Below are 21,536 nucleotides of genomic sequence, written 5' to 3'. Positions count from 1 at the left end.
CTTCTTGACATTCGTTCCTCTCGCTTCGTTATAGTTGTGGCTGCGAATAGTTAACGTTTACTTTATCGATCAACGAAACGGACAATATGCCGCGATTGTTTCTGGTTCTCTCGCGGTTCTGTGTGCGCACGCGGTCCGAATTTCCCGGGCGCACTTGAAAGGCAGTTCACTGAGCAAACGTTTTCACGAAGATTGGTCCCCCGCTGGGCGAAAGCCTGTTGCAGTTGGGTTGTCGCGAATCTGCCGGCTCGACGGCGTCACGGCAACGCTCACAATTTCGATGCAGGCCAGAGCAGGAACGCAAATCTGTCTGGCAAGGCATTTCACCCGATCCAACTGCTCCTGATGGTTATGGAGCAGTGGCGGCACGCTAACAAAGCGAAAAGCTTAGAGAGGAATCCCAAATGAGAAGAATCAGAATCTGTCAGTTATTGCTAGGCATCCTGATTGTCATGTCATGCAGCGCTTTTGGCCAGGCGACGGGCGCAAGTCTTCGAGGTGAGGTCACAGACCAAACCAGAGCCGCTATTCCCAATGCCGCAGTCAGCATTGTCAACGTCAATACAGGCCTGAAGCTAGAGACGAAGTCAAACAGCAGCGGCGGCTATGTTCTGCCTGCCATACCTCCGGGGAACTATCGTCTTGTGGTAAATGGCTCGGGCTTCAAGACGTACGAGCAATCCGGCATACAGTTGGCCATTGGAGAGTCCGCGACCGCGAATGTGCGTCTCGTGACTGGCACCGTCACGCAAACGGTTTCGGTGAATGCTAACGCAGAACTGATCAACACCACGACTCCGGAGATCAGCCAGACGATATCTTCCACCTCGATACAGGCACTCCCATTGAATGGCCGCGACCCCGGCAGCCTTGTGCAGCTATCCCCAGGGACCATCAATGTGCTGAATACAGCGGCAGGTTTCCGGCAGGGACTCACCGTGCTTCCTACAGCGCAGGCCGCCTCGACCAACGGAGGGAAACAAGGCAGCACTTATTACATGCTGGATGGCGCGCCGAACAATGATGTTTATATGGGGTTGGCCGGGCCCTTCCCGAATCCTGACGCAACGCAGGAATTCACTGCGGTGACGAACAATTTCAGCGCCCAGTATGGATTTTCCGCAGGCGGTGTTGTTCTGATTCAAACAAGATCAGGCGCGAATAAATTCCACGGAGACCTTTTTGAATTCATCCGCAACCAGGATTTCAATGCCGCCGATTACTTTACCGGGGTGGTGAACACGCTCAAGAGAAATCAGTTTGGAGGGTCCATCGGGGGACCGATTCTACACAACAAGCTCTTTTTCTTCTTCAACTATCAGGGCACTCGCGAGGTGGCATCCGCCACGCCGTCTTTTGCGGCGTCGTTCACGCCCGCGATGCTTACAGGCGACTTCAGCGCGCTTCTGCCGAATACGCCAATCTATGATCCAACAACAGGGAATCCGTTTCCGGGAAATATCATTCCGCAAGACCGCATCAATCAGGATGCGTTAAAGCTGGCCAAACTGTTCCCGGTCTCCCCATCCACCAACGGTGCCTTCTACATTCCAGAGCCGAGCACTTCAGACAAGTATGACGAGTTCACCGGCAGGCTGGATTACAACATCACGCCGTCCAATCGAATGTTTGCGCGGTGGTACAGCAACTTCTACTCGGTGCCTGGAAACGCGGAAAACGGTAACCTGATCACTTCTTATACCGGCGATCAGATCCACTATATCGATGCCATCGTCTCGGACACCTGGACACTCAACCCCTCGACTATCAACATTGCGAATGTCTATGAGATGAACGAAGAGCAAAGGCAAACTCCTACCATGAATACGTGCCTGAGCCAGTTCGCGAAAGGACTGGTGGGTCTGCCTGGCGAGTGCGACCTTCAGGGGCTTTACATTTCTGGAGTCGGCGGAAGCGGGGAGTATATCTATCAGTCGAGCGGGTCCAACCCGCGCTCCAGCCGCGGCCTTGATGACAAACTCATCACTACGATTGGCAAGCACACGCTGGCCATGGGCGGCACCATTCAGCGCAATTACGACGCGACGGTCTCTCCCTGGGAAGCGGTACCACAGATGGAGTTCTACGGTGCGGCCACCGGTGTAGGGCTTGCCGACCTGGTTCTTGGAGACGCCAGCTACTTTGCACAGGGCGCGGGCGACTACGGGGCGGAGCACCAATATCAAGGTACTGCATTCGTTCAGGATGAGTATCAGGTGCTCCCGAATCTGACCATTGACGCGGGCCTTCGCTGGGAGCCGGATCTCGCTCCGGCGATTGTGAATGGCCGCGCCGCGGCTTACATTCCAGGAGAACAAAGCCTGCGTTTTCCGAATGCCCCTCAAGGCCTGGTATTTCCTGGAGATCACGGCGTGACTTCTGGAATCTATGCAAGCAAGTACAGCGTGTTTGAGCCTCGCATTGGTTTTGCGTGGCAGCCCAAAGATTTGCCTAATACGTCAGTGCGTGGAGCATTTGGGCTCTTCAGAGAAGTTCTACCCATGTCTAACTTGAATCACATCACGCAGGATGCTCCGTTTTCCCCCACCTATCAGTACACTTCTGCTTACACAGGCTATGCTGGCGGAGGAATTCTTCAAAAGCCGATCACTTTTGATAATCCATGGTCATCCCCGGGAGTGGACTTCCCCGGCGGCAAAAGCCCCTTTCCGCCCTTTGCTTCACTGACCTACGTTCCACCAAGCAACGTGGCCTTTGCAAACCCTGTAGGCTCGCTCGTTACCTTTGCAACATCGTGGAAGACACCAATGATGCAAAGCTGGAACCTTTCTGTGTCGCAGCAACTGGGCAGAAGCGTAGCCTTTCAGGGCATCTATGTCGGCAGTGAGACGGAGCACGACGTGGTTCAAGTGGACAAGAACCCAGGCATCTTTGCTAACCATGGCATTCGGCAGAATCCGGCCTTCTCGCAGATACTTACGAGCGTTCCTGAAGGAACATCGAGTTTCAACGCACTGGAGGCGCATATACAAAAGTCCATGTCCCACGGTCTGCAGTTCGGATCAAGCTTTACGTGGGAGAAGGTGATGGACGACAGTTCCTCCAGCAGTTTAACCTTTGATACGGGAGACGGCGTAACTGATCCGTTCAATATTGGAGCCAATCGCGGCGAGTCAGATCTCAATATTCCCGTTACGTCAGTTACAAACTTTATCTACGATGCTCCCTCGCTGCGTCACTCCAACAGAATAGTGAAAAATATCTTTGGCGGATGGTCCGTCAGCGGCATTCTGACACTTCAGGAAGGGACGCCATTCACGGTCTATTGGACCGCAAGCGCGAATAATTCGGGCGCGGGCGTTTATGCAGACCGGGCGAGTCTTACCGGTGCTCCTGTCAATCTTAAGCAGGGTAGCCGGCGTCAATGGCTCAAGCATTACTACAACACCGCAGCTTTCGAGGCGAATGCTCCAGGCACTTTTGGAGACTCAGCGCGTAATATGCTCCGGGGTCCGGGTTACAGCAACCTGGACATGGCTCTGATGAAGAACTGGAGCATCGCCCAGCAATATCGTTTGCAGTTTCGCTGGGAAGCCTTTAACGCTTTGAACCATGCGAATTTCAACAATCCGAATAACACTGCCTCGAATGGCTCTGCTATCACGTCCGATCGCGGACCGCGGCTCATGCAGGGCGCGCTGAAACTGTACTTCTAGCAGAACATTGGATCTCGGCCAGCAAAAGTACTGGCTGGCCGGGATCCAAACGAGTTGCTTCGCTGCTCTTGTCTGTTTTTGTACCACCCGGAGCATTCCAGCGTTTGATGATGAACCAAAGTAAGTGTAGCGAGTGGTAGGAGGAAAATAATTTGAAGAGCATGGATCGCAGAGACTTCTGCCTGAGATTGGGCGCGATGTCAGGCCTTGGGATGTTGCCTGCCGGAGTTCGAGCATTGGGGATGCCGGGTCAGACGGCTCCAGGCTCGGTTGCAGGATCAGCGCCCGGGGCGGCGCAGGCCAGCCTCGGCGAGAAGACATCTGCAGTAGAGCATGGGCGGCTGCAGTGGTGGCGTGAGGCGCGATTCGGCATGATGATCCACTGGGGCCTCTATGCGATTCCGGGACGTGGCGAGTGGGTGCAGTTTGCCGAGCAGATTCCGGTGCGGCAGTATGCGACGCTGGCGCAGCAGTTCAACCCCACTGACTTTCATGCGGAAGCCTGGGCCAGCCTTGCGCGGGATGCTGGAATGAAGTACACGGTACTGACGGCGCGGCACCATGATGGCTTTGCGCTGTTTGATGATCCGGACAATCCGTTTACGAGCGTAAGCACGGCGGCGCGCCGCGACCTGATTGACGAATATGCCCGGGCCGTACGAAGGGCTGGCCTGCATGTGGGACTCTATTACTCGCCACTCGATTGGCGTTTTCCCGGGTTCTTTTTCCCGGACCTTCAACTGGAAAATGCCGAACAGATGCGAGCGCAGTATCACCGGCAGATCGAGATTCTGGCGACAAAGTATGGCGAGATCGACGTTTTGTGGTTTGATGGCGGAGAAAGCGATTGGCTAAGTTTTGGACACGACATGAGCAGCACCGCGTTCCCTAAGCGAAAAGGCGATTATCACGGTCAATTCAGTTGGCGTGGCGACGAAGTGAACGCGATGCTGCGCAGCAAGCAGCCGCAGGTGATTGTGAACAATCGCGCGGCGGGCATTCCTCCGGATTATCATTCGCGCGAATGGACGGTGGGCAGCTTCGACAATACGTCACCGTGGGAGTGCGCATTTCCGCTTGCCGGTTACTGGGGGTACTCGGGCGACACAGAGCCGATGGCGCTCAAGGATGCAATTCAACTGCTGGTGAACGTGGTGGGGCGTGACGGCAATCTGCTGATGAACATTGGTCCGAGAGCCGACGGCACCATTGTGCCCAGCCATGAGCAGCGGTTGCGCGAGATGGGCCAGTGGGTGCAGAAATATGGTGAGAGCATTTATGGAACCCGCGGTGGCCCCTTCATGCCTGGCAAGTATGGTGTCTCCACGCACAAGGCAAACCGGATTTACGTGCATGTGCTCGATGCCGCGATGAGCCGCATTGCTCTGCCTCCGATTCCGGGCAAGGTAGTCAGATCCACATGCCTGACAGGCGAGGCGGTGCGTTTCACACAGAATGCCGCGTCGCTTGATCTGATATTGACGCGCAACTCCGCGAACCAAACAGATGCCATTGTAGTGCTCGATCTGGACAGGCACGCGCATGAGATTCCAGTGACGCAGGTAGGATGAGGCGTGCCTTCTGAGTGGTAGGTCTCGTCGTCAAAGAGTAGGAATGTTGTTCCGGCGGCCGTGAGCGATCACGGAAACGCGCAATAGAGAGAGGCGAGGAATGTTCAAAAGAATGACGGTCTTCACGATGATGGCTGTGGCCGCGATGATGCCCTCGGTCCGCGTGTGCGCGCAAGCTGACCCGGCCGATGCCATCGTGGCCGCGCAGGACGCAGCTCCGAAGCTGAGCGTTCATCCTGCAACTGTTTTCTACGGAGCGGCCTACTACAACGAGTACACGCCTTCGCCGCTGCATCCTGAGCGGCTGGCGACCGACGTTCGCATGATGAAAGCAGCTGGCTTCAATGTGGTGCGCATGGGCGAGTCCACATGGAGCTTGTGGGAGCCGGCTCCGGGCAAGTTTGACTACGCATGGATGGATCGCGTGGTCGATGCCATGAGCAAGGCCGGGATCAAGGTCATCATGGGTACGCCGACCTACTCCATGCCGGTGTGGTTGTGGAAGCAGCATCCGGAACTGCTCGCGCGTCCGCTCGGCGGTGGCTATGTTGGCTATGGCATGCGGCAGGATATGGATTACGACAATCCGGTCTTTCGTCAATATGCGGGTCAGTTGATCGTGAATCTGGTCCGCCACTATCGCAATAATCCCGACGTGATTGGCTGGCAGGTGGATAACGAAACGAGTTCCTACGGTGCTTCTAATCCTGACGTGTTTCATGGGTTCGTCGATTACCTGAAGGAGAGGTTTGGAACGCCAGAGGCGATGGATCGCGCCTGGTTGCTGAACTATTGGGGGCAGGACGTCTATGACTGGAAGAACATGCCAACGCGCGACAACGCTACCAACCCCAGCTATAAGCTGGCGTGGTCGCGCTACTCACAGTTGCGGGTGACGCGCTATCTGGCATGGCAGGCTCAACTGGTGCGTGAGAATCGCGCCCCCGCTCAGTTTGTCACGACAGACTTCGGATCGATCATGCGGCCGGACGTGGATGAAACGCAGATCGCCAGGACCGAAGACGTGGTGGCCAACAATATCTATCATGGCTGGCAGGATGACTATAACGGTGAGTATGACGCGTTACAGGGCTCTCTGGCACGGTCACTCAAGCACACGAACTACCTGGTGACCGAAACCAACGCGCAGACGCTGGGCTGGGATTCGGCAGGCCAGTATCCTCCCTATGACGGCCAGTTGAGACTGGATGCCTTCACTCACTATGCCAACGGCGCCAACATGGTGGAGTACTGGCACTGGGCCACACTCGAAGATGGACAGGAAACTTACTGGGGTGGCGTGCTCGGCCATGATCTCGGCCCGAACCGCGCTTATCGCGAGGTGTCCCGAATCGGCCGCGAGCTGAAGCGCATCGGCCCGCAAATCGCTAATCTTCGCATTCACAATAAAGTGGCCATTCTCTACAGCGTTGACTCCATGAATGGGCTCTCATTCATGCCTTACGCGCATGATGCCAATCAAGGATGGCAGCCCGGCAGAAATGGCGGCAATTATGCGGGGCTGATTCAGCAGCTCCACACGGCGTTATATGACGCCAATGTCGGGACTGATTTTGTGTTTCCTGACACAAAGAATTTTTCGCAATACAAGCTTCTGATTGTTCCTGCGCTTTATGTGTCCAGCGATGCGCTGCTAAAGCGGATCGTTGACTACGTCCGACACGGCGGCAATGTGCTGATGACCTTCAAGAGCGGTTTCACCAATGAGAACGGCGCGGTGCGCTGGCAACTTGCGCCCGGCCCGCTGCGTGAAGCTGCGGGCTTCACTTATCAGGAGTACTCCAACCTCAAACATCCGCTGTCACTCAAGGGCGACCCCTTCCACGTCGGTGTTGCCGCGAATCAGGCCAGCACGTGGGCTGAGTTTCTTCAACTCACCACCGCCAAGCCGTTGGCCTGGTATGACCATCCATTCTTCGGCAAGTGGCCGGCGATCACACGTAACCATTACGGTGAAGGAACTCTCACCTACGAGGGTACTGTCCTGTCTGGCAAGCTGCAGGATGCCGTCATGCTCGACGAGCTTCAGTTATGCGGTCTCACCGGGCCGGACCAGAGTCTTCCCGCTGACCTGCATGTGCGGCACGGAGTCAATGATCAGAACCGGCGCATTCACTATTACCTGAACTACTCTTCGTCTCCGACGGAGTTCACCTATCCCTACGCGAATGCGCACGATCTGCTGACGGGTCATGCGCTGGCCTCGGGCTCTCATGTACGCGTTGACCCGTGGGGAGTTGTGATTGCCGAAGAGGACCGCGCATTGCAGAAATAGCAAAGGAATCGTCAGGCGGAAGGCCAGTTGCAGCCACAGAGCAATCAGGTAGCACGTGCTCGCAATTTCTCGGGATCTCTGCTTGGGAGATGGTGTTTCCGGGCACGTGACCTGCGCTGCCCAAAATTTCCTCATGGCTGGCGTGTAGTATGAAGTCTTCGCATGAGTACTTTTAAGCCTCTTCCCTCCAGAATTCTTCTGCATATTGCCCAGGAACTTGCCGTCTCCACGCACAGCCTCGCAGCCGTGATTGCGTTGCTGGATGAAGGAGGAACCGTACCCTTCATCGCCCGCTATCGAAAAGAGGCGACCGGCAATCTTGACGAGGTGCAGATCCGCGCCATTGAAGAGAAGCTGAGCTATTTCAGGGAGCTTGAGAGCCGGCGCGAGACCGTGCTGGCTTCCATTGCCGAGCAGGGCAAGCTGACCGAGGAACTCAAGGAGAAGATCGAGGCGGTTCTCAATCGCAGCGAACTCGAAGATCTCTATCTGCCTTACAAGCCCAAGCGGCGCACCAAGGCGACCATTGCGCGTGAGAAAGGCCTTGAGCCCCTCGCCAAGTACCTGTGGAACCAGGAAACCGGGCCGCAGACGCTGAGCGAAATGACGCCCGCGTTTGTGAACGAAGAACTGGGCGTGGCCTCAGTGGAGGAAGCGCTCGAAGGTGCGCGCCACATCGTAGCGGAGTGGATCAGCGAATCTGCGGATCTGCGCAAGGCGCTGCGCCGCGTCATGTTAGAAGAGGGCATCGTCGTCAGCCGCAAGGCGCTGGACGCAAAGGATGAGCAGGAAAAGTTCAAAATGTATTACGAATACCAGGAGCCGGCGAAGACCATTCCATCGCACCGCATGCTGGCTATACGGCGCGGTGAGAGCGAGGGAGTGCTTTATTTTTTGATTGAGGTTGAGGCTGCCCGTGTGATGGCTCTGACGCGGGCTCACGTAATGCGGCAGCCAGGCGACTGGACCGCGCAGTTGGATCTCGCCATCGAAGATGCGTGGCAACGGCTGCTGAACTCATCCATCCAGGCCGAGATTCGCTTTGAGCTCAAGCAGCGCTCCGATGCAGAGGCGATTCAGGTCTTTCGCGATAATCTCTATCACCTGTTGCTGGCTCCGCCCGCAGGGCCAATCTCGGTGCTGGGCATCGATCCTGGTCTGCGCACGGGCTGCAAAATGGCCGTAGTGGATGAGACGGGGAAGCTGCTGGCGCACGATGTGATTTACCCGCACACCTCAAAGCACGGTATCGCAGAAGCCCAACAGAAGGTGGAAGCGCTGATCCGGCAGCACCAGGTACGGGCGATTGCCATCGGCAATGGAACTGCTTCGCGTGAAACGGATGCCTTTGTTCGGGAATTTATGCGCGAGAAGAAGATTCAGGAGATCTTCAGCGTTACGGTCAGTGAAGCAGGGGCCAGCGTTTACTCGGCATCGGATGTGGCGCGGCAGGAATTTCCTGATCTTGACCTTACGGTGCGCGGCGCTATTTCGATTGCGCGCCGCCTGCAAGACCCTCTCTCAGAGCTGGTGAAGGTGGACCCAAAGTCGATTGGCGTGGGCCAGTATCAGCACGATGTGGACCAGCGTCAACTGCACGAGTCACTCGAAAACGTGATTGAGAGCTGCGTCAATCGCGTGGGGGTGGATCTGAACACCTCCTCCTGGACGCTGCTTCGCTATGTTGCGGGCGTGACGGAGCGCACAGCCGTCAACATTGTGAACTATCGCAATGAGAATGGACGCTTCCGGTCGCGTACGCAATTGCTTGAGGTCTCAGGCGTCGGGCCAAAGACCTTTGAGCAGGCCGCAGGCTTTCTGCGTATTCGCGATGGCGAGAACCCGCTGGATATGACGGCTGTGCATCCTGAGTCTTACGGCGTGGTAGAGCAGATTGCGCAGTCACTTTCTGTCACCGTGCCGGAGATTATTCGCACGCCGCAATTGCTCGAGCGAGTGGACCGCAGCCAACTCTCTGCCGGCGCATTTACGGTCAACGACATTCTGGACGAGCTGCGCAAGCCGGGCCGCGATCCGCGTGACAGGTTTGCCGCGCCCAGCTTTCTGGAAGGCGTCAAAGAGATTACCGATCTCAAGGAAGGCATGGTGCTTGAAGGCGTGGTCACAAATGTGACGAAGTTTGGCGCGTTCGTCGATGTTGGCGTACATCAGGATGGCCTGGTACACATCAGCGAGCTCTCGAACCGCTTTATCAAAGAGCCGTCAGAGGCTGTGAAGGCAGGCCAGATCGTCAGGGTGAAGGTGCTGAGCGCCGATGCAAAAACCAAGCGAATTGCGCTCTCCATGAGAGCACTGATGGAGCCTATAGGCCGCGCACCTTCCAAAGCGAAGCCCGTGCCGAAGCCCACTCTCTCGATGGATCAGAAGCTGGCTGCTCTCAGCTCGAAGTGGAAGGTGCGTTAGAAGACTGGTGGAGGCGTCGCTACTGCATAATGGTTTGAAGCAGCCCCCCCCGACAGCTTGCACCAAATTGTCACGGGAGTTGGCGCAAGCACTAAGCCCCTATGAAGCGGAGATCGAACAGCGCTACGCGATAGCTTCGATCCGCTTCAAGTATTCCTCGCTGCCCGAGGCGTAGTCTCAGACATTCAATTGTCCTGATCCACGCTGCCGACTACCTGTGCGCAAGCAAAGGAATCATTTGGCGGACATGCCTGCATGCGCTTCCGGCTCTGATGACCCTTCATAGATACGCACCTCGAAGGGCTTCAGATGCAGCGAAATGGTGTTGCCTGCTTTCCACTCCATCGTTGCTGAGGATGAAGATGCGAAGGGCTTGCGCACGGCAAAATCCGTGGCCGCTCCCGTAGGAAGTTGTAGGGCCGACGTCAAATGCAGAGAGAACTCTTGTGCGTGATCGGATGGATTCCGAAGAGTAATGATCCATTCCGAAGGGTTCCAGGCGGCCCAGCCATAGATTTGCAGCTTGCCGGGATCGCCACCGATCCAGTGGGTGTCTTCAAGAATACCGGCATGTGCGCGCGACCATTTTGCTGCGCGTGCAAGGATGTCCCAGTCGGACTCAGAGAGTAGCGATGGTGTGATGTACATTTCTTGCAACTGGGTGCCACTGCCGAAGTAGGAGAGCACTTCGTCCGGAAAGTCATGGTCGGGATCGGTGCGGAGCCCCTGCGCCTGCTTGGCATAGATCATCCCATGCAACATAAGTGAATTGAGGGGAAAGAGTGGTCCCTTGAGGACGATGTTGCGGTATGTTTGTTCGTCGCGATAGGTGATCCACCGTTGACGGGAGGAGCCGACGCCGGCAAAGCTGTGGTCGTCACCGCCTCTCCAGATCGAATCGGCATAAAGCAGCCAGAACGGTGAAGGATAAGTGCCGGTAGTTAGATTGATATAGATGCCGGGTTCCTGCCGGCGCAGGTGATGGATCAGGTGAATCGCGGCAGCGAAGTCGCTGTCAAACGCGGAGCCGGGGAATACGCTGTCAGCATTGCCGGTGCCATCGAATTTGAAGAGATTTGCATGGTATTTGCTGATCATTACAGAACATACCTGCGAGAAACCACGAAAGTATTTGGGACCTGACAGGGCATAGCCATCGTGGACGATTTCGAAGCCATGGGCTTTGCCGTAGGCGATGCGCTCGGTCTTCTGCTCGTCATAGCCGCCCCAGGGCGAGAGCCACACGCCGATGCCTGCGCCATAGGAGGCTGCGGCTCGCGCCACGCGTGTGAAACCATCAGGAAAGCCACTGTAAAAACCCCAGAAGGAGTTTGGATTATCCCAGCCGTCGTCGAAGACAAAGGAGTTGAGCTTCACATGACGCTTGGTCACGAGTTGCTCTCCATAAGCATGGATGCGATTCAGCACCTCGGCTTCGTTGTAACGGTTTCCATATCCGATGTCGAACCATGTGTTGTAGTTGAGAAATGGAGCGTAGGGTCGCGGGCGCACGGCTTCAAGGTAGGCAAGAAAGGCACGGCGCATCTGGCCCGGCTGGTAAGTTCCGACCACAGCGGAATAGGTGACGGATTGATGCGCGCGCAGGGGCAGCACGCGCGTGATGCCCGACTCGGCGACTCCATCACTGATCCGGCTCCAGGCAAGCGGATGTTCAAATCCGAAAAACATATGCTGATCGGCCAGAGGAGATCCCTTGACGGAGCCGATCACACGAGCCCCCGGATCATGGCTTTTGATCAGCAGGACCTCCGTAATGGGGAGAGCCTGTGCGCTGGCCGTGATGGTCAACTGCTCGCGCATATAGCGGCGATGAACGGGGTCTAGCAGGCACCACTGGAACTTTGCGCCGGTATGCCGCTCCGAGAGACTGGCGCAGATCTTCTTCCCAATCTCATTTCCAGTCTTCCGTGCGCCCGCCCAAGGCGATCGAGCGTATGTCGAATCCCAGTGCAATTGAGAAGGCTTCAACGTGGAGCCGTCCCGCAATGTAATGCGAAAGAGCTCGGGTGCCGAGAGCGTAGAACCGGTGGCGAGGTCGGTCCATATCAGCTCCGGCTTGAGTCGCTGGTCTGAAAGCTGGGCTGACATGCTTTGGTTGGAGACAGAAAGCGATGTACTCTGCGCAGAGAGACGGCTTGGCGCGAGGCCTGTGAGGATCAGTAGTAGCAGAGACGCCCCCAAAAAGGCCGGGGATAGCTTGCGGCGGATGCGAGGCATTTGCGTTTTGATCCTCCGAGGTGCAGAGCGCGTGTTGTAGCGCACCGCAATCTCTTGACGCGTTGTTATTTATTATTACGAATAATTATCAATATTTACGAGCAAAGGCAAGCTATCTTTAGGGGCAGAATATCTGATTTTCAAGCAGGTGCTGCGCCTAACCGGAGTGGAGAGGGCGAGTCTGAGGCAGGGAGGGTCAACGATATTGCTCGCTTTCCAGATGAAGCTGGGACCATCGAGCTTGCTGTGTGTGTATTGCGAAAGAGTACGTAATAAATCATAATCGTTTAGCGTTTGCCGCCCGGCAAGGCCGCAGCCTGAGAGGAAGACCGTATTGATGAAGAGCACAACGGCTAGGGATGTACGGCGATGGATTCGCCCGTTGCGCGGTGAGTTGCGGCGTCTATTGCAGGATTTGGTGAAAGCCAACAGCGTTGCCGTGTTGGCCGGCGGAAACGAGACCCCTGCGCAGCGTGTGTTGCAGGCGTTCTTCCGCGAGCAGGGCATTCGAGCCGAGCTTTACAGCACGGACTTTATTGAGGACTCGGGCCACCCGCAATTGAGGAGAAACAAGCGCTACGCCGGACGGAAAAATTTGAGCGTGCGATTGTCTGGCTCAGGACGCGGCCGGAGTCTGCTTCTCAACGGGCATATGGATACGGTGCCGCCCGGCAATGGCGGCTGGTCGCGTTCGCCGTGGTCAGGGCTATCGCGGCAGGGGTGCGTGCATGGGCTGGGCTCGTTTGACATGAAAGGCGGTGTGGTCGCCAACGCGGCAGTCATTTGCGCTTTGCGGAGAGAGGGTGTCCGGCTGGGCGGTGATCTTCTGTTCGAGTCGGTCGTCGATGAGGAGTGGGGTGGCGGTGGCGGCACGATTGCAGCTCGGCTGCGCGGCGATACTGCGGATGCCTGCGTGATTCCAGAGGGAACACAGTTGGAGATTTACCGGGCGACTCGGGGCGGGTTTGTGGTGGACCTGGTGATCGAGGCCGGCGACCCCGCCGGATATTTCTCCCGTGCCGAGGTTGTCAGCCCTGCTTTGCCGATGGGACGCCTGCTGAACTGGATAGATGAGCTTGTAAAGGAGCGGGGCACTCTCCCGCCGAAGGGTGCATACCTTGGATTCCCCGATCCGGCACCCGTGCAGGTGTTGGCGGTGGAAGCAAACCGGCTCGATCCCACGGTTCCGCTGAGCGTACCCTCGCGGGCGACGGTGCGGGTGTATCTGCAGTTTCTTCCCGAGGAGAATGTGGACCAGGTGATTGCTGCGGTGCGGAAGCGGCTGGAGCGTTTCTGTGCCTCCGATCCGTTTTTTCGGAAGTATCCAGTCCAGTGGAAGCCCTTGATCGGCGGCCCGCTGTATGGCCATGAGCTTCCGGCGGACCATCCATGGCTGGAATGCATGCAGACGAGCGCCACATCAGTGTTGGAGCGGCCCGTGGTAACCACTGCGGCGCCTTACCCCTGTGATGCCGGACTGATTCACCGCGACTTCGGGATTCCGACTCTTCTATTTGGCCCCTGCGGGGCAGGAGCGCATAATCCTGACGAGTATGTGGAGTTTGAGTCGGTTATGGAGACGGCAGAAGTGCTGTTGTCGGCGGCGCTGACCTGGTGCAGTGGATGAGCGCCGCTCACAGCAGGCTCTTCTTCAGGCTTGCGTGGCGGAAATGTAGGGATCAAGCGCCTCGCCAACGGCATCGAGCAGGATCGGCACCGGCGCGCTTTGGAGTGAGCCGGTGCGTACTTTGCGATATTGCGCGGGGAGATAGTCGCTGAGTAGTGTTTCGGGAATGTTGCGCTGTTGCAGGTTGCGCAACAGTGTGTCAACGGCTTGTTGCACTGAGGGTACATTCCAGTAGTAGCGAATGCGGTCGCTGTAGCTATGGACACGCAGCAGTTGCTGTTCTTCTGGCGTTCCTGAGTAGTGCTTTTGCCACTGTTCCGGATGGCGGAGCATGGCCTCTTCTAACCACTGCGGAAGCTGGGATTGCTGCGCCGTTGGGAATAATTCTTTTTCGATGGCGGCGAGCGCAAAGAGGGCCTGACGCATGGCATACGTGAGCCCCGGGCCGACCTTCAGGATGGCGAATCCGTCCCGAACCAGAGCCGCCAGCGCCTCTGGCCGCTGGTAATCGGTCGAGTGCGCCTCGTAAACAAGTCCCGGATGCAGCGCGAGGCGTGCTGTGAGCGGTGAGGCTTTGCCGGGCTGGTAATCGAGCACACTGTCATGGCTGAACTCGACTCCAGGCTGGACGACGAGAGCGATGACGCGCGGCCATGCGGCATCAAGGCCCGCGGCAGCGAACGCGCGGCGGTGTAGATTAAGCGTCGTTTCCGCAGCATCAGGCGACGTCACCGCCAGCTCCATCTCATCGAGAGCTCCGCCGGGACGGGGCACTTCCGTGCCGATAATGTAGACGGGAGATGTCTTCGCCGCGGCGGATTCTGCTGCGGCGCAAAGCCGGGCTGCGCGTTCGGCAATCTGGCCTTCAGGCAGCGGGTCGGGCTCGCCGGCGCAGGGCAGGCTCGCATCCAGATGAATCTTGCTGTAGCCCTCCTGCACAAAAAGACGAACCATCTCACAGGCGTGGCTCATGGCCTGCTCCGCCGGCAGATGCTGCCAGGGGAAGGGCCCTAGATGATCGCCGCCGAGCAGGATACGATCCAATGGAAAGCCGGTTTTGCGGGCGATGGCATAGACACTCTCGCGAAAGCGGCCCGGAGTCATGCCGGTGTAACCGCCGAATTGATTCACCTGGTTGCAGGTGGCCTCGATCAGCAGTGGGCCAGCAGCCGGGAGATGCCGCCGCATGGCGGCCTCAAGCACCCAGGGGTGAGCCGAGCATACAGAGTAAATGCCGCGCTGCTGGTTCGCGGCGTGATTCCGCACCAGTTCGAGGAGGAAGTGGGACATGGGTCTCCGAGGCTATCAGGCAATCAGTAGATGCCGACGTTTTGCACCACACGGCTGATGGCGCCGTTTGGGCTCGGGACGTCTGGCTTGAGTCCGAAATGGATGGAAGCAAACAGGCCGAGCAGTTGGCCGAAGATCACATCAAGAATCGGGCGGTAGAGATCTGGAATGGCGGCAGAGATGCCGGGGGTGAGCACGTACTCGGCCTCGGCACGGAGCGATTTTTCATCTTCTGTCGCGACGGCGACGCGGGTGCGCACCAGTCCCTTGCTTCCAATCTCGCGCAGCAGGTCCAGCTCATAGCGCCTGCGCTGCGGTTGGCTGGAGACGAGCGCAACGAAGAGGGTGTCGCGATCAAGCGCCGCCATGGGGCCATGACGTAAAGCGAGCGTGGGCTGCGTGAGGGTCTGCAGTTTACCGGCGGTCAGCTCCAGCAGCTTCAAAGCGCACTCCATTGAGGCGCCGGCCAGCACTCCCGAGCCCACGAAGCAGGCGCGGTGATAGCCTTCGGAGGCCAGTTCTGCGGCCAGAGTGGCGGCGCGCGGCAGAAACGCTTCCGCCGACTGTACAAGCGCCTGCAGCACCGGCTGGTAGTCCTCCATCTTCCACGCATGCGCCAGAATCTGCCCGGCCAGCACCATGTTGGTGAAGGAACTGGTCATGGCGAGCCCGCGATCATTGGTGGCGTCGTCAAGCACGACGGAGTAAGACTTCCCGCGGCCCTTAATTGCGCTCATCATGCGGCCGGCGGCGTTGCAAGTGATGAGCAGGTGGCAGATGTTCGGGTATTCGGCGAGCGCGCGCTCCAACACTGCGACTCCCTCAGGGCTGTCGCCCGAGCGCGAGAATGAGATCCAGAGATACTTCCGGTCCGACAGGATGTAGTCAGGGAAGTCCGTCAGCAGATCGGTGCTCGCCACCGGGAGCACCTCGCACTGCCATTGGCTGCGCAGCAGATGATGCAGGGAGTGCCCAATGTAGTCGGAAGTGCCTGCGCCAATGAGAAAGACGGTTGGGCGCTGCTCCGGCGAATCCAGCAGGCCGGCGGCGGTCAGGAATTGTTGAATCCCGGCTTGCTGGGCTCGGAGCAGAGCGTAGGTGCCAAGCCATGTCTGGGGTTGCTGTGCAATCTCTTGAGGTGTGTGCGCGAGCCCGCGCTCGTCTTTTTCTGCATCAGGCAGGTCGAGCAACGACGATAAGGGATTCAACGGTGAGTCTCCTTCCAATGCCAGGACCCGGAGCTAAAATGTTGCCGGTAGAGATATCGTAGCAAAACGTAAGATATATGCGCAAATTCGAAATATCGTTAATTTACATGTAGTCACGCTTCAAGCTGCTCTACGCCATTCAGGCTCCGCCTTCACCGCTTCGTGTCGAATCGAAAGTAGTGGATTGAGTCTTGTTGTGACATTTCGGGCGGACCTTGTGGGAAGAGCCAATGCGCTCCCGGTCACGGCAGTGAAAATCCATGGTCGCGCAGGAAGCTGGCGCGCAGTTCTGTCTCACGAAAGGCCTCTGTTCCTCCTGACCTTTGAGTGGAGAGCGCTCCGGTGATGTTGCCGGTACGGGCGCAGTCCTCGGGCGACGCGCCGCGCAGCCATGCGGCGAGGAAGCCTGCATTAAAGCTGTCTCCGGCACCGATGGTATCGACGGGCGTGACATGTACGGGTGGGACTTCGATACGCCGCTCTCCCTGCTGTACGACCGCGCCCTGGCTCCCGCATTTGACGGCAATCAGCGGAACCATGCCGGAGAGGGCATCGAGGGCCTCGACGACGGTGTTGCGTTTGGCGATGCGCACGATTTCATCGTTGTTGGGCAGCAGAATATCAAGGTAGGGCAGCAGCTCGTGGAGTACGCCGTCCCAGCGGTCTTCCGGATCATCATTGGTGTCCATGGAGAGGGTCAGCCCGCGGCGTTTCAGCTCGCGAAAGAGCCCGGGGAGACCGCGGTGAAGGCCCTTCTGCAGGAAGAGAGAGGAGAGATGGAAATGGCGGCCGGAGGCCAGGTAATCGATGTCGAGATCTTCGACAGTCATGTCAAACATGATGCCGGGATAGGTCAGGATCCGGCGCGGCTTTCCATGAGGCAGCATGAGAGTGACACCGGTCTTTGCGCCGCCTTCGACGCGCCGGCAGCGGGAGAGGTCCACCTGGCTTTCCGCCAGTCTTTCCATCGCGATGCGGCCCATGTCATCCGCGCCGAAGTGGGTGAGAAAGCCGACCCTCGCGCCGAGAATGGAAAGATTGTGCGCCAGGATGGCGGAGGAGCTGCCCAGCGTCATCTCAAAGTTGGAGGCCAGGATTTCGCGGTCAAGGGGAATTTCCTGGGGTAACCCGTAAAGGATCAGGTCCAGATTGACCTCTCCGGCGAGGGTAAGATCGAAGTCGGGCATACGAGTGCTGGCTCCTCTGGTGGAATAGCTCGGATAATTCCGTATTATTATCATTAGCTCTTTTGATTACGCAATGATTTCGATTGCGCGAAAGAGGCTTGAGGTGTGTGATAAGCGTTTCTGTCAGGGCTCTGCATTTATCGTGGGAAGCGGGCCTATGGTTACGAAACGGGCATATTGCGTGACTCCAACGGAAGGATTGGTGTACTGTTTGCAAGGAAAGAAAGAACACGAAAGTATGGCTGCCAAAACAGAGCAAACCTATTCTTCGGCGGTGGAACCGCGCCTGATGCTGATTGATGAGCGTCGTCAGCTGATTCTGTCTCTGATTCAGAACCACGGTCGCGTGCTCGTCGGCGAACTCTCACGCACTCTTGGAATCTCGCAGATCACGATTCGCAAAGACCTTGAGTACCTTCAGTCCAAGGGACTGGTGCACCGCACGCACGGAGGCGCGCTTCGCATTCAGTCGAGCGCCCTGTTTGATCCCTCGCTGCAGGAGAAGCAGACACAGCACTCGCAGGAGAAGCAGCGGATTGCCGCGGCCGCCGTGAAGATGGTCGAAGAAGGCCAGTGCGTGATGCTCGATTCCGGCACCACCACCGCGGCAATTGCGAGTGAGTTGAAGCAGTTTTCGCAGCTAACGGTGATTACGAATGCCATGAACATCGCAGCGGAGCTGGCCAGCACCAACATGGAAGTGATCCTGATTGGAGGCACGCTGCGGAAGAACTCCTTCTCGCTCGTCGGCCCGCTGGCCGAAGACGTCCTTGAGGAGATGCATGCGGACATTCTGTTTCTGGGCGTAGACGGCTTCGACGTCGAGATCGGCCTGACGACCCCGAACTTTCTGGAATCGCGCGTAAACCGCGCGATGGTCAAGGCCGCCCGGCGCGTAGTGACGGTTTGCGATTCCACCAAGTTCAACCGCCGCAGCCTCTCTCGCATCGTGCCGCCTTCCTCAATCCACTGCGTGATCACCGACAAGAATCTATCTCCCGAAATTGGGGAAGCCCTGCGCGCGCAGAACATCGAGGTTGTGCTCGTGTAGGCAGATATCTAGCCTGTCCGGGGCACATTGTTCATCTTCCCAATGAAAAGCTCCATGCCATGACGGCATGGAGCTTTTCATTTTTGTGGGATGTCGGTTTATGGTTTGTACCGCTTGATTTTTGCCGGATCAAATACGGTGGAGATCCGCCCGCTGACATGCACCGTGCAGCTCTTCTCAGCACTGACATCATCCAGGCTGGTGGCCGTGAGGTGAACCTGATAGTCCCCGGGTTCTGTCCATGCGTGGCGGATCTGTGCGCCCTGCTGCTGCACGCCATCGCCAAGACTCCACGCAAAGGAAAGGGCAGGATCAGAGGATGTGGTTTGCGCGGAAAGCGAAAGGGTTGCGCCGGTTGCGCCGCTGGCCGGGCAGTGAAGAGTCACGTCGGGAGCGGATGCTGGAATGGTCTGATTTACGATCTTGAGCACACTGACGGAGTGCTTCGCCAGATCAACTTGCAGCATTCCCGGTGAAGGCTCGACGGCGCTCTTGTGGTCGAAGATGTTTGTGATTTCGTATTGGCCGTTTGCGGCGAGTCCCAGATCTGCCAGGCGAATGGAATGCTTTGTCGGGTGCTCGGTCCAGTTGAAGACGGTGAGGATGCTTTGCCGCTTCGACTCCTTCAGGTAGAAGATGCTGGGCTGTTGGTCTGACGGCGCGTAGCTCATCAAATCGAGCGGCACTGAGGCCTTGCCCAGCTTCACCATGTCGATCAGGTCACGATTTTCAATCAGCGCCTGACGCTGCGGTTCATCTTCGAGGGAAGGCAGGTTATCTCCAATCTCGAGCATTCCGCCGGAAACTGCGGCGAGAGAGATGGAAACTTGGGCCGCATTCTTCGTCAGCCCTTTCTGGCCGCCGTGCCAGTCCTGATCTTTGATGACCTGGGTCGAGACGGTGAATGCGTCCGGATCGGAGACGAAGAAGTTGCGATCCATGTAGTAGCGGGCCGCGATGCCGGTAGCCGCATCACGGCTGGAGCCGAAGGTATGTCCTGTGTCCTGCGATATGCGTCCGTAATCCACCAGGCCGACGGGATTCAGCATGACACTGCCGTCCTTATCGAGATAAACGTGGTTGCCGACGGCGCCGCGAATGATCTGCAGGCCGATGCGTTGCGCCTCCATGGCGGTGGTGTGTGGCCTGTAGTAGTAGCCCTCGATGGCGCTGTCGTCCATGAAATCGAGTTTGATGTAGTGGATGTCCCAGGTGTGGACGAGTGTGCTGTAGGTCTTGTGCAGGTAGGCCTGTGCGCCTGGGTTGGTCGTGTCGAGCATGTAGAGCTGGTCTTTGCCATCGACAACATTGCCCGCCGGGATGGGTTGGCCCTGCGCGTTCTTGATGAGCCAGTCGGGGTGCTTCTGGTAGACCCATGACCGCACCGAAACCTCAAAGGGAGCTGTCCAGATGCCCGGAACGAGCCCCAGGCCGCGGACTTCGTATTCCATGGGGGTCAAGCCAGCAGGAAAAAGTGTCGCGTTCGGCGTGATGTATTCTCCGCGTGCGTATTGATAGCCCTCATCAATATGGAAAATGTTGTAGCCATACTGCTTCAGGTGTTCTGACTCCCACTCCGCGTTGGTGAGCGCAGTCCCCTGATCTAGCCCGAAGTAGTAGGCTGTCCAACTCCACCAGCCCATCAGCGGGGGTGCGGATACGCGTGCGTGATGAATCCTCTTTATCAGCGAGCCGTAGGTCTCGAGTTGGTTGTGATAGTCCTTGCTGGCACCGAGCAGAAGGGTTTCCGAGGCGAGGCTTTGGCCGGGGGCCACCGGCAGGCTCAACTCAATTTGATCTTTGGCGGGCGAGTTCTGCAGAGAATTCTCTTTTTCCAGCTCGGTTGTGCCGGTGGAGTCGACCTCGTAATGTGAGATCGTTGGCGCGCCTCCAATCGTGCTCGTATGCAGTCGCAGCACAGTGAGAAAGCGCTGGGAGGTCAATGCCCCAAGGAAGAGGCTCTCGCGGCTCTGACGGTTATAGATAAGCTGGCTTCCCACCGCTCGATCCATGTGGTTCGCCGCATCTCCCAGGTTGTGAATCTGCATTGCCGGCCGGTCTTCACTGAAGCTGTCTGAGAGCACACGATCACTCGACGGGGCAGCGCCGAGATTCGCGATCGAGTTCTTCGAGGCTTCCACTTCGCGGATGGACTGCACCTGAATAGCCTTGCCAGTGGTGTTGTCTACGATGACTTTCAGATCTGCAAAGGGAGCATTCCGGTAGGCGCGTAGCCGGTAGACGAGATTAGGTTCTCCTGCCAGCCCCGAGTATGTCACCTCCCACTCGTCCGCTGCTCCGAGATAGCCGTGAGTGCTGCTGTGTGTGGCCGTGTGGCGCGGGTAGTCAGGGGCATACACCCAGCGTCCGTTGATTTTTGCAGCAACGTTCGCAGTCAGCACATCCTGAGTGGAGCCCGGCACCCCGATGCTGTATGCGCCATTCGGCTGCACCTCGACCCGCAGCGAGGTCGATTGCGCCTGCAAACAACAGGCAGGGAAGACCAGTCCGGCCAGCATGACGCCGAGCAGGCCGCGATTCAGGAGACTCCGGTGCAACAGACTCACAATTCCTCCACAAGGGGTTTGGGCACCCGGGGCGGGCGGCCTCGCTCATTTTGGCGTCAGTTTTCCGGCAGAGAGAATGCCGGAAAGACAAAACGCTACAGGTATTTCGTTTTATTACTCTTAAGAGCGAAAGACTAGAGCAGGGATGAGACAGTGTCAAGCAGATATTGCCTTTTCCTGTCGCCGTTCACTATGCCGAACATGGTGGAATCCTGCTTGCATATTGATTTTTACTGGCCCTGGGCTGCCCGCAATAGGCGGAGTGGAGTGCCGTTTCGTGCAAATCAGGTTGCTGTCTATCCGTAAGTACTGGTAATAATACGGAATCCTGAATTGGCCATAATATTCTCGAAAGCCGAAGAACTAGTCGTCGCCACCAGGCGCGAAGGAGCTGAACCCT

The 21,536-nt window shown here is 57.5% G+C and carries 11 protein-coding genes; 6 read left to right on the top strand and 5 right to left on the bottom strand.

Translation table 11 applies throughout. The features are described 5' to 3' along the window. Positions 1-404 precede the first annotated feature (404 nt). From ACP_RS04145 to ACP_RS04130, 4 genes are all read left to right on the top strand, one after another. On the top strand, positions 405-3,677 hold the full coding sequence (locus ACP_RS04145; protein ID WP_015896033.1) for a TonB-dependent receptor: 3,273 nt from the start codon (positions 405-407) through the stop codon (positions 3,675-3,677). Between the two features lie 242 nt (positions 3,678-3,919). Further along, positions 3,920-5,248 (top strand): alpha-L-fucosidase, encoded by a 1,329-nt coding sequence (locus ACP_RS04140; RefSeq protein WP_052294677.1) that lies wholly within the window; start codon positions 3,920-3,922, stop codon positions 5,246-5,248. A gap of 100 nt (positions 5,249-5,348) precedes the next feature. Then, positions 5,349-7,544, top strand: a complete 2,196-nt coding sequence (locus ACP_RS04135) for a beta-galactosidase (protein WP_083770504.1) — start codon at positions 5,349-5,351, stop codon at positions 7,542-7,544. 162 nt (positions 7,545-7,706) lie between these two features. Beyond that, on the top strand, positions 7,707-9,968 hold the full coding sequence (locus ACP_RS04130) for a Tex family protein (RefSeq protein ID WP_015896029.1): 2,262 nt from the start codon (positions 7,707-7,709) through the stop codon (positions 9,966-9,968). Between the two features lie 234 nt (positions 9,969-10,202). Here the strand turns inward: ACP_RS04130 and ACP_RS04125 are convergent, their stop codons facing one another. Next, positions 10,203-12,206 carry an alpha-galactosidase gene (locus ACP_RS04125; protein ID WP_015896028.1) on the bottom strand — a complete coding sequence of 668 codons (2,004 nt, stop codon included), beginning with the start codon at positions 12,204-12,206 and terminating at the stop codon, positions 10,203-10,205. A 337-nt stretch (positions 12,207-12,543) separates the two neighbouring features. Here ACP_RS04125 and ACP_RS04120 point away from each other — a divergent pair, with 337 nt between their 5' ends. After that, positions 12,544-13,833, top strand: a complete 1,290-nt coding sequence (locus tag ACP_RS04120; RefSeq protein ID WP_015896027.1) for a M20 family metallopeptidase — start codon at positions 12,544-12,546, stop codon at positions 13,831-13,833. A 24-nt stretch (positions 13,834-13,857) separates the two neighbouring features. Here ACP_RS04120 and ACP_RS04115 read toward each other — a convergent pair whose 3' ends face one another. From ACP_RS04115 to ACP_RS04105, 3 genes are all read right to left on the bottom strand, one after another. Next, positions 13,858-15,123, bottom strand: a complete 1,266-nt coding sequence (locus ACP_RS04115) for a D-tagatose-bisphosphate aldolase, class II, non-catalytic subunit (RefSeq protein WP_015896026.1) — start codon at positions 15,121-15,123, stop codon at positions 13,858-13,860. A 23-nt stretch (positions 15,124-15,146) separates the two neighbouring features. Next, the gene (locus ACP_RS04110; protein ID WP_015896025.1) at positions 15,147-16,331 is read right to left on the bottom strand and encodes an SIS domain-containing protein; all 1,185 of its coding nucleotides are present in this window, start codon (positions 16,329-16,331) and stop codon (positions 15,147-15,149) included. 242 nt (positions 16,332-16,573) lie between these two features. Beyond that, positions 16,574-17,518, bottom strand: a complete 945-nt coding sequence (locus ACP_RS04105) for a carbohydrate kinase family protein (RefSeq protein ID WP_015896024.1) — start codon at positions 17,516-17,518, stop codon at positions 16,574-16,576. A gap of 238 nt (positions 17,519-17,756) precedes the next feature. On the opposite strand from ACP_RS04105, the gene agaR reads away from it, so the two are divergent. Continuing rightward, positions 17,757-18,569, top strand: a complete 813-nt coding sequence (gene agaR / locus ACP_RS04100; protein ID WP_148215020.1) for a transcriptional repressor AgaR — start codon at positions 17,757-17,759, stop codon at positions 18,567-18,569. Between the two features lie 98 nt (positions 18,570-18,667). Here agaR and ACP_RS04095 read toward each other — a convergent pair whose 3' ends face one another. Continuing rightward, positions 18,668-21,127 (bottom strand): alpha-galactosidase, encoded by a 2,460-nt coding sequence (locus tag ACP_RS04095; protein WP_041839266.1) that lies wholly within the window; start codon positions 21,125-21,127, stop codon positions 18,668-18,670. Positions 21,128-21,536: the final 409 nt, after the last annotated feature.

The organism is Acidobacterium capsulatum ATCC 51196 (assembly GCF_000022565.1).
Lineage (GTDB): Bacteria > Acidobacteriota > Terriglobia > Terriglobales > Acidobacteriaceae > Acidobacterium > Acidobacterium capsulatum.
This window is presented reverse-complemented; position numbering and strand designations above follow the sequence as displayed.

What these genes read in the sequence shown, in the direction of transcription:
- ACP_RS04140 (WP_052294677.1), top strand. Translation starts at nt 3,920, where the DNA reads ATGCCGGGTCAGACGGCTCCAGGCTCGGTTGCAGGATCAGCGCCCGGG.
- agaR (WP_148215020.1), top strand. Translation starts at nt 17,757, where the DNA reads ATGGCTGCCAAAACAGAGCAAACCTATTCTTCGGCGGTGGAACCGCGC.
- ACP_RS04135 (WP_083770504.1), top strand. Translation starts at nt 5,349, where the DNA reads ATGTTCAAAAGAATGACGGTCTTCACGATGATGGCTGTGGCCGCGATG.
- ACP_RS04130 (WP_015896029.1), top strand. Translation starts at nt 7,707, where the DNA reads ATGAGTACTTTTAAGCCTCTTCCCTCCAGAATTCTTCTGCATATTGCC.
- ACP_RS04105 (WP_015896024.1), bottom strand. Translation starts at nt 17,518, where the DNA reads ATGCCCGACTTCGATCTTACCCTCGCCGGAGAGGTCAATCTGGACCTG.
- ACP_RS04115 (WP_015896026.1), bottom strand. Translation starts at nt 15,123, where the DNA reads ATGTCCCACTTCCTCCTCGAACTGGTGCGGAATCACGCCGCGAACCAG.
- ACP_RS04125 (WP_015896028.1), bottom strand. Translation starts at nt 12,206, where the DNA reads ATGCCTCGCATCCGCCGCAAGCTATCCCCGGCCTTTTTGGGGGCGTCT.
- ACP_RS04120 (WP_015896027.1), top strand. Translation starts at nt 12,544, where the DNA reads ATGAAGAGCACAACGGCTAGGGATGTACGGCGATGGATTCGCCCGTTG.
- ACP_RS04145 (WP_015896033.1), top strand. Translation starts at nt 405, where the DNA reads ATGAGAAGAATCAGAATCTGTCAGTTATTGCTAGGCATCCTGATTGTC.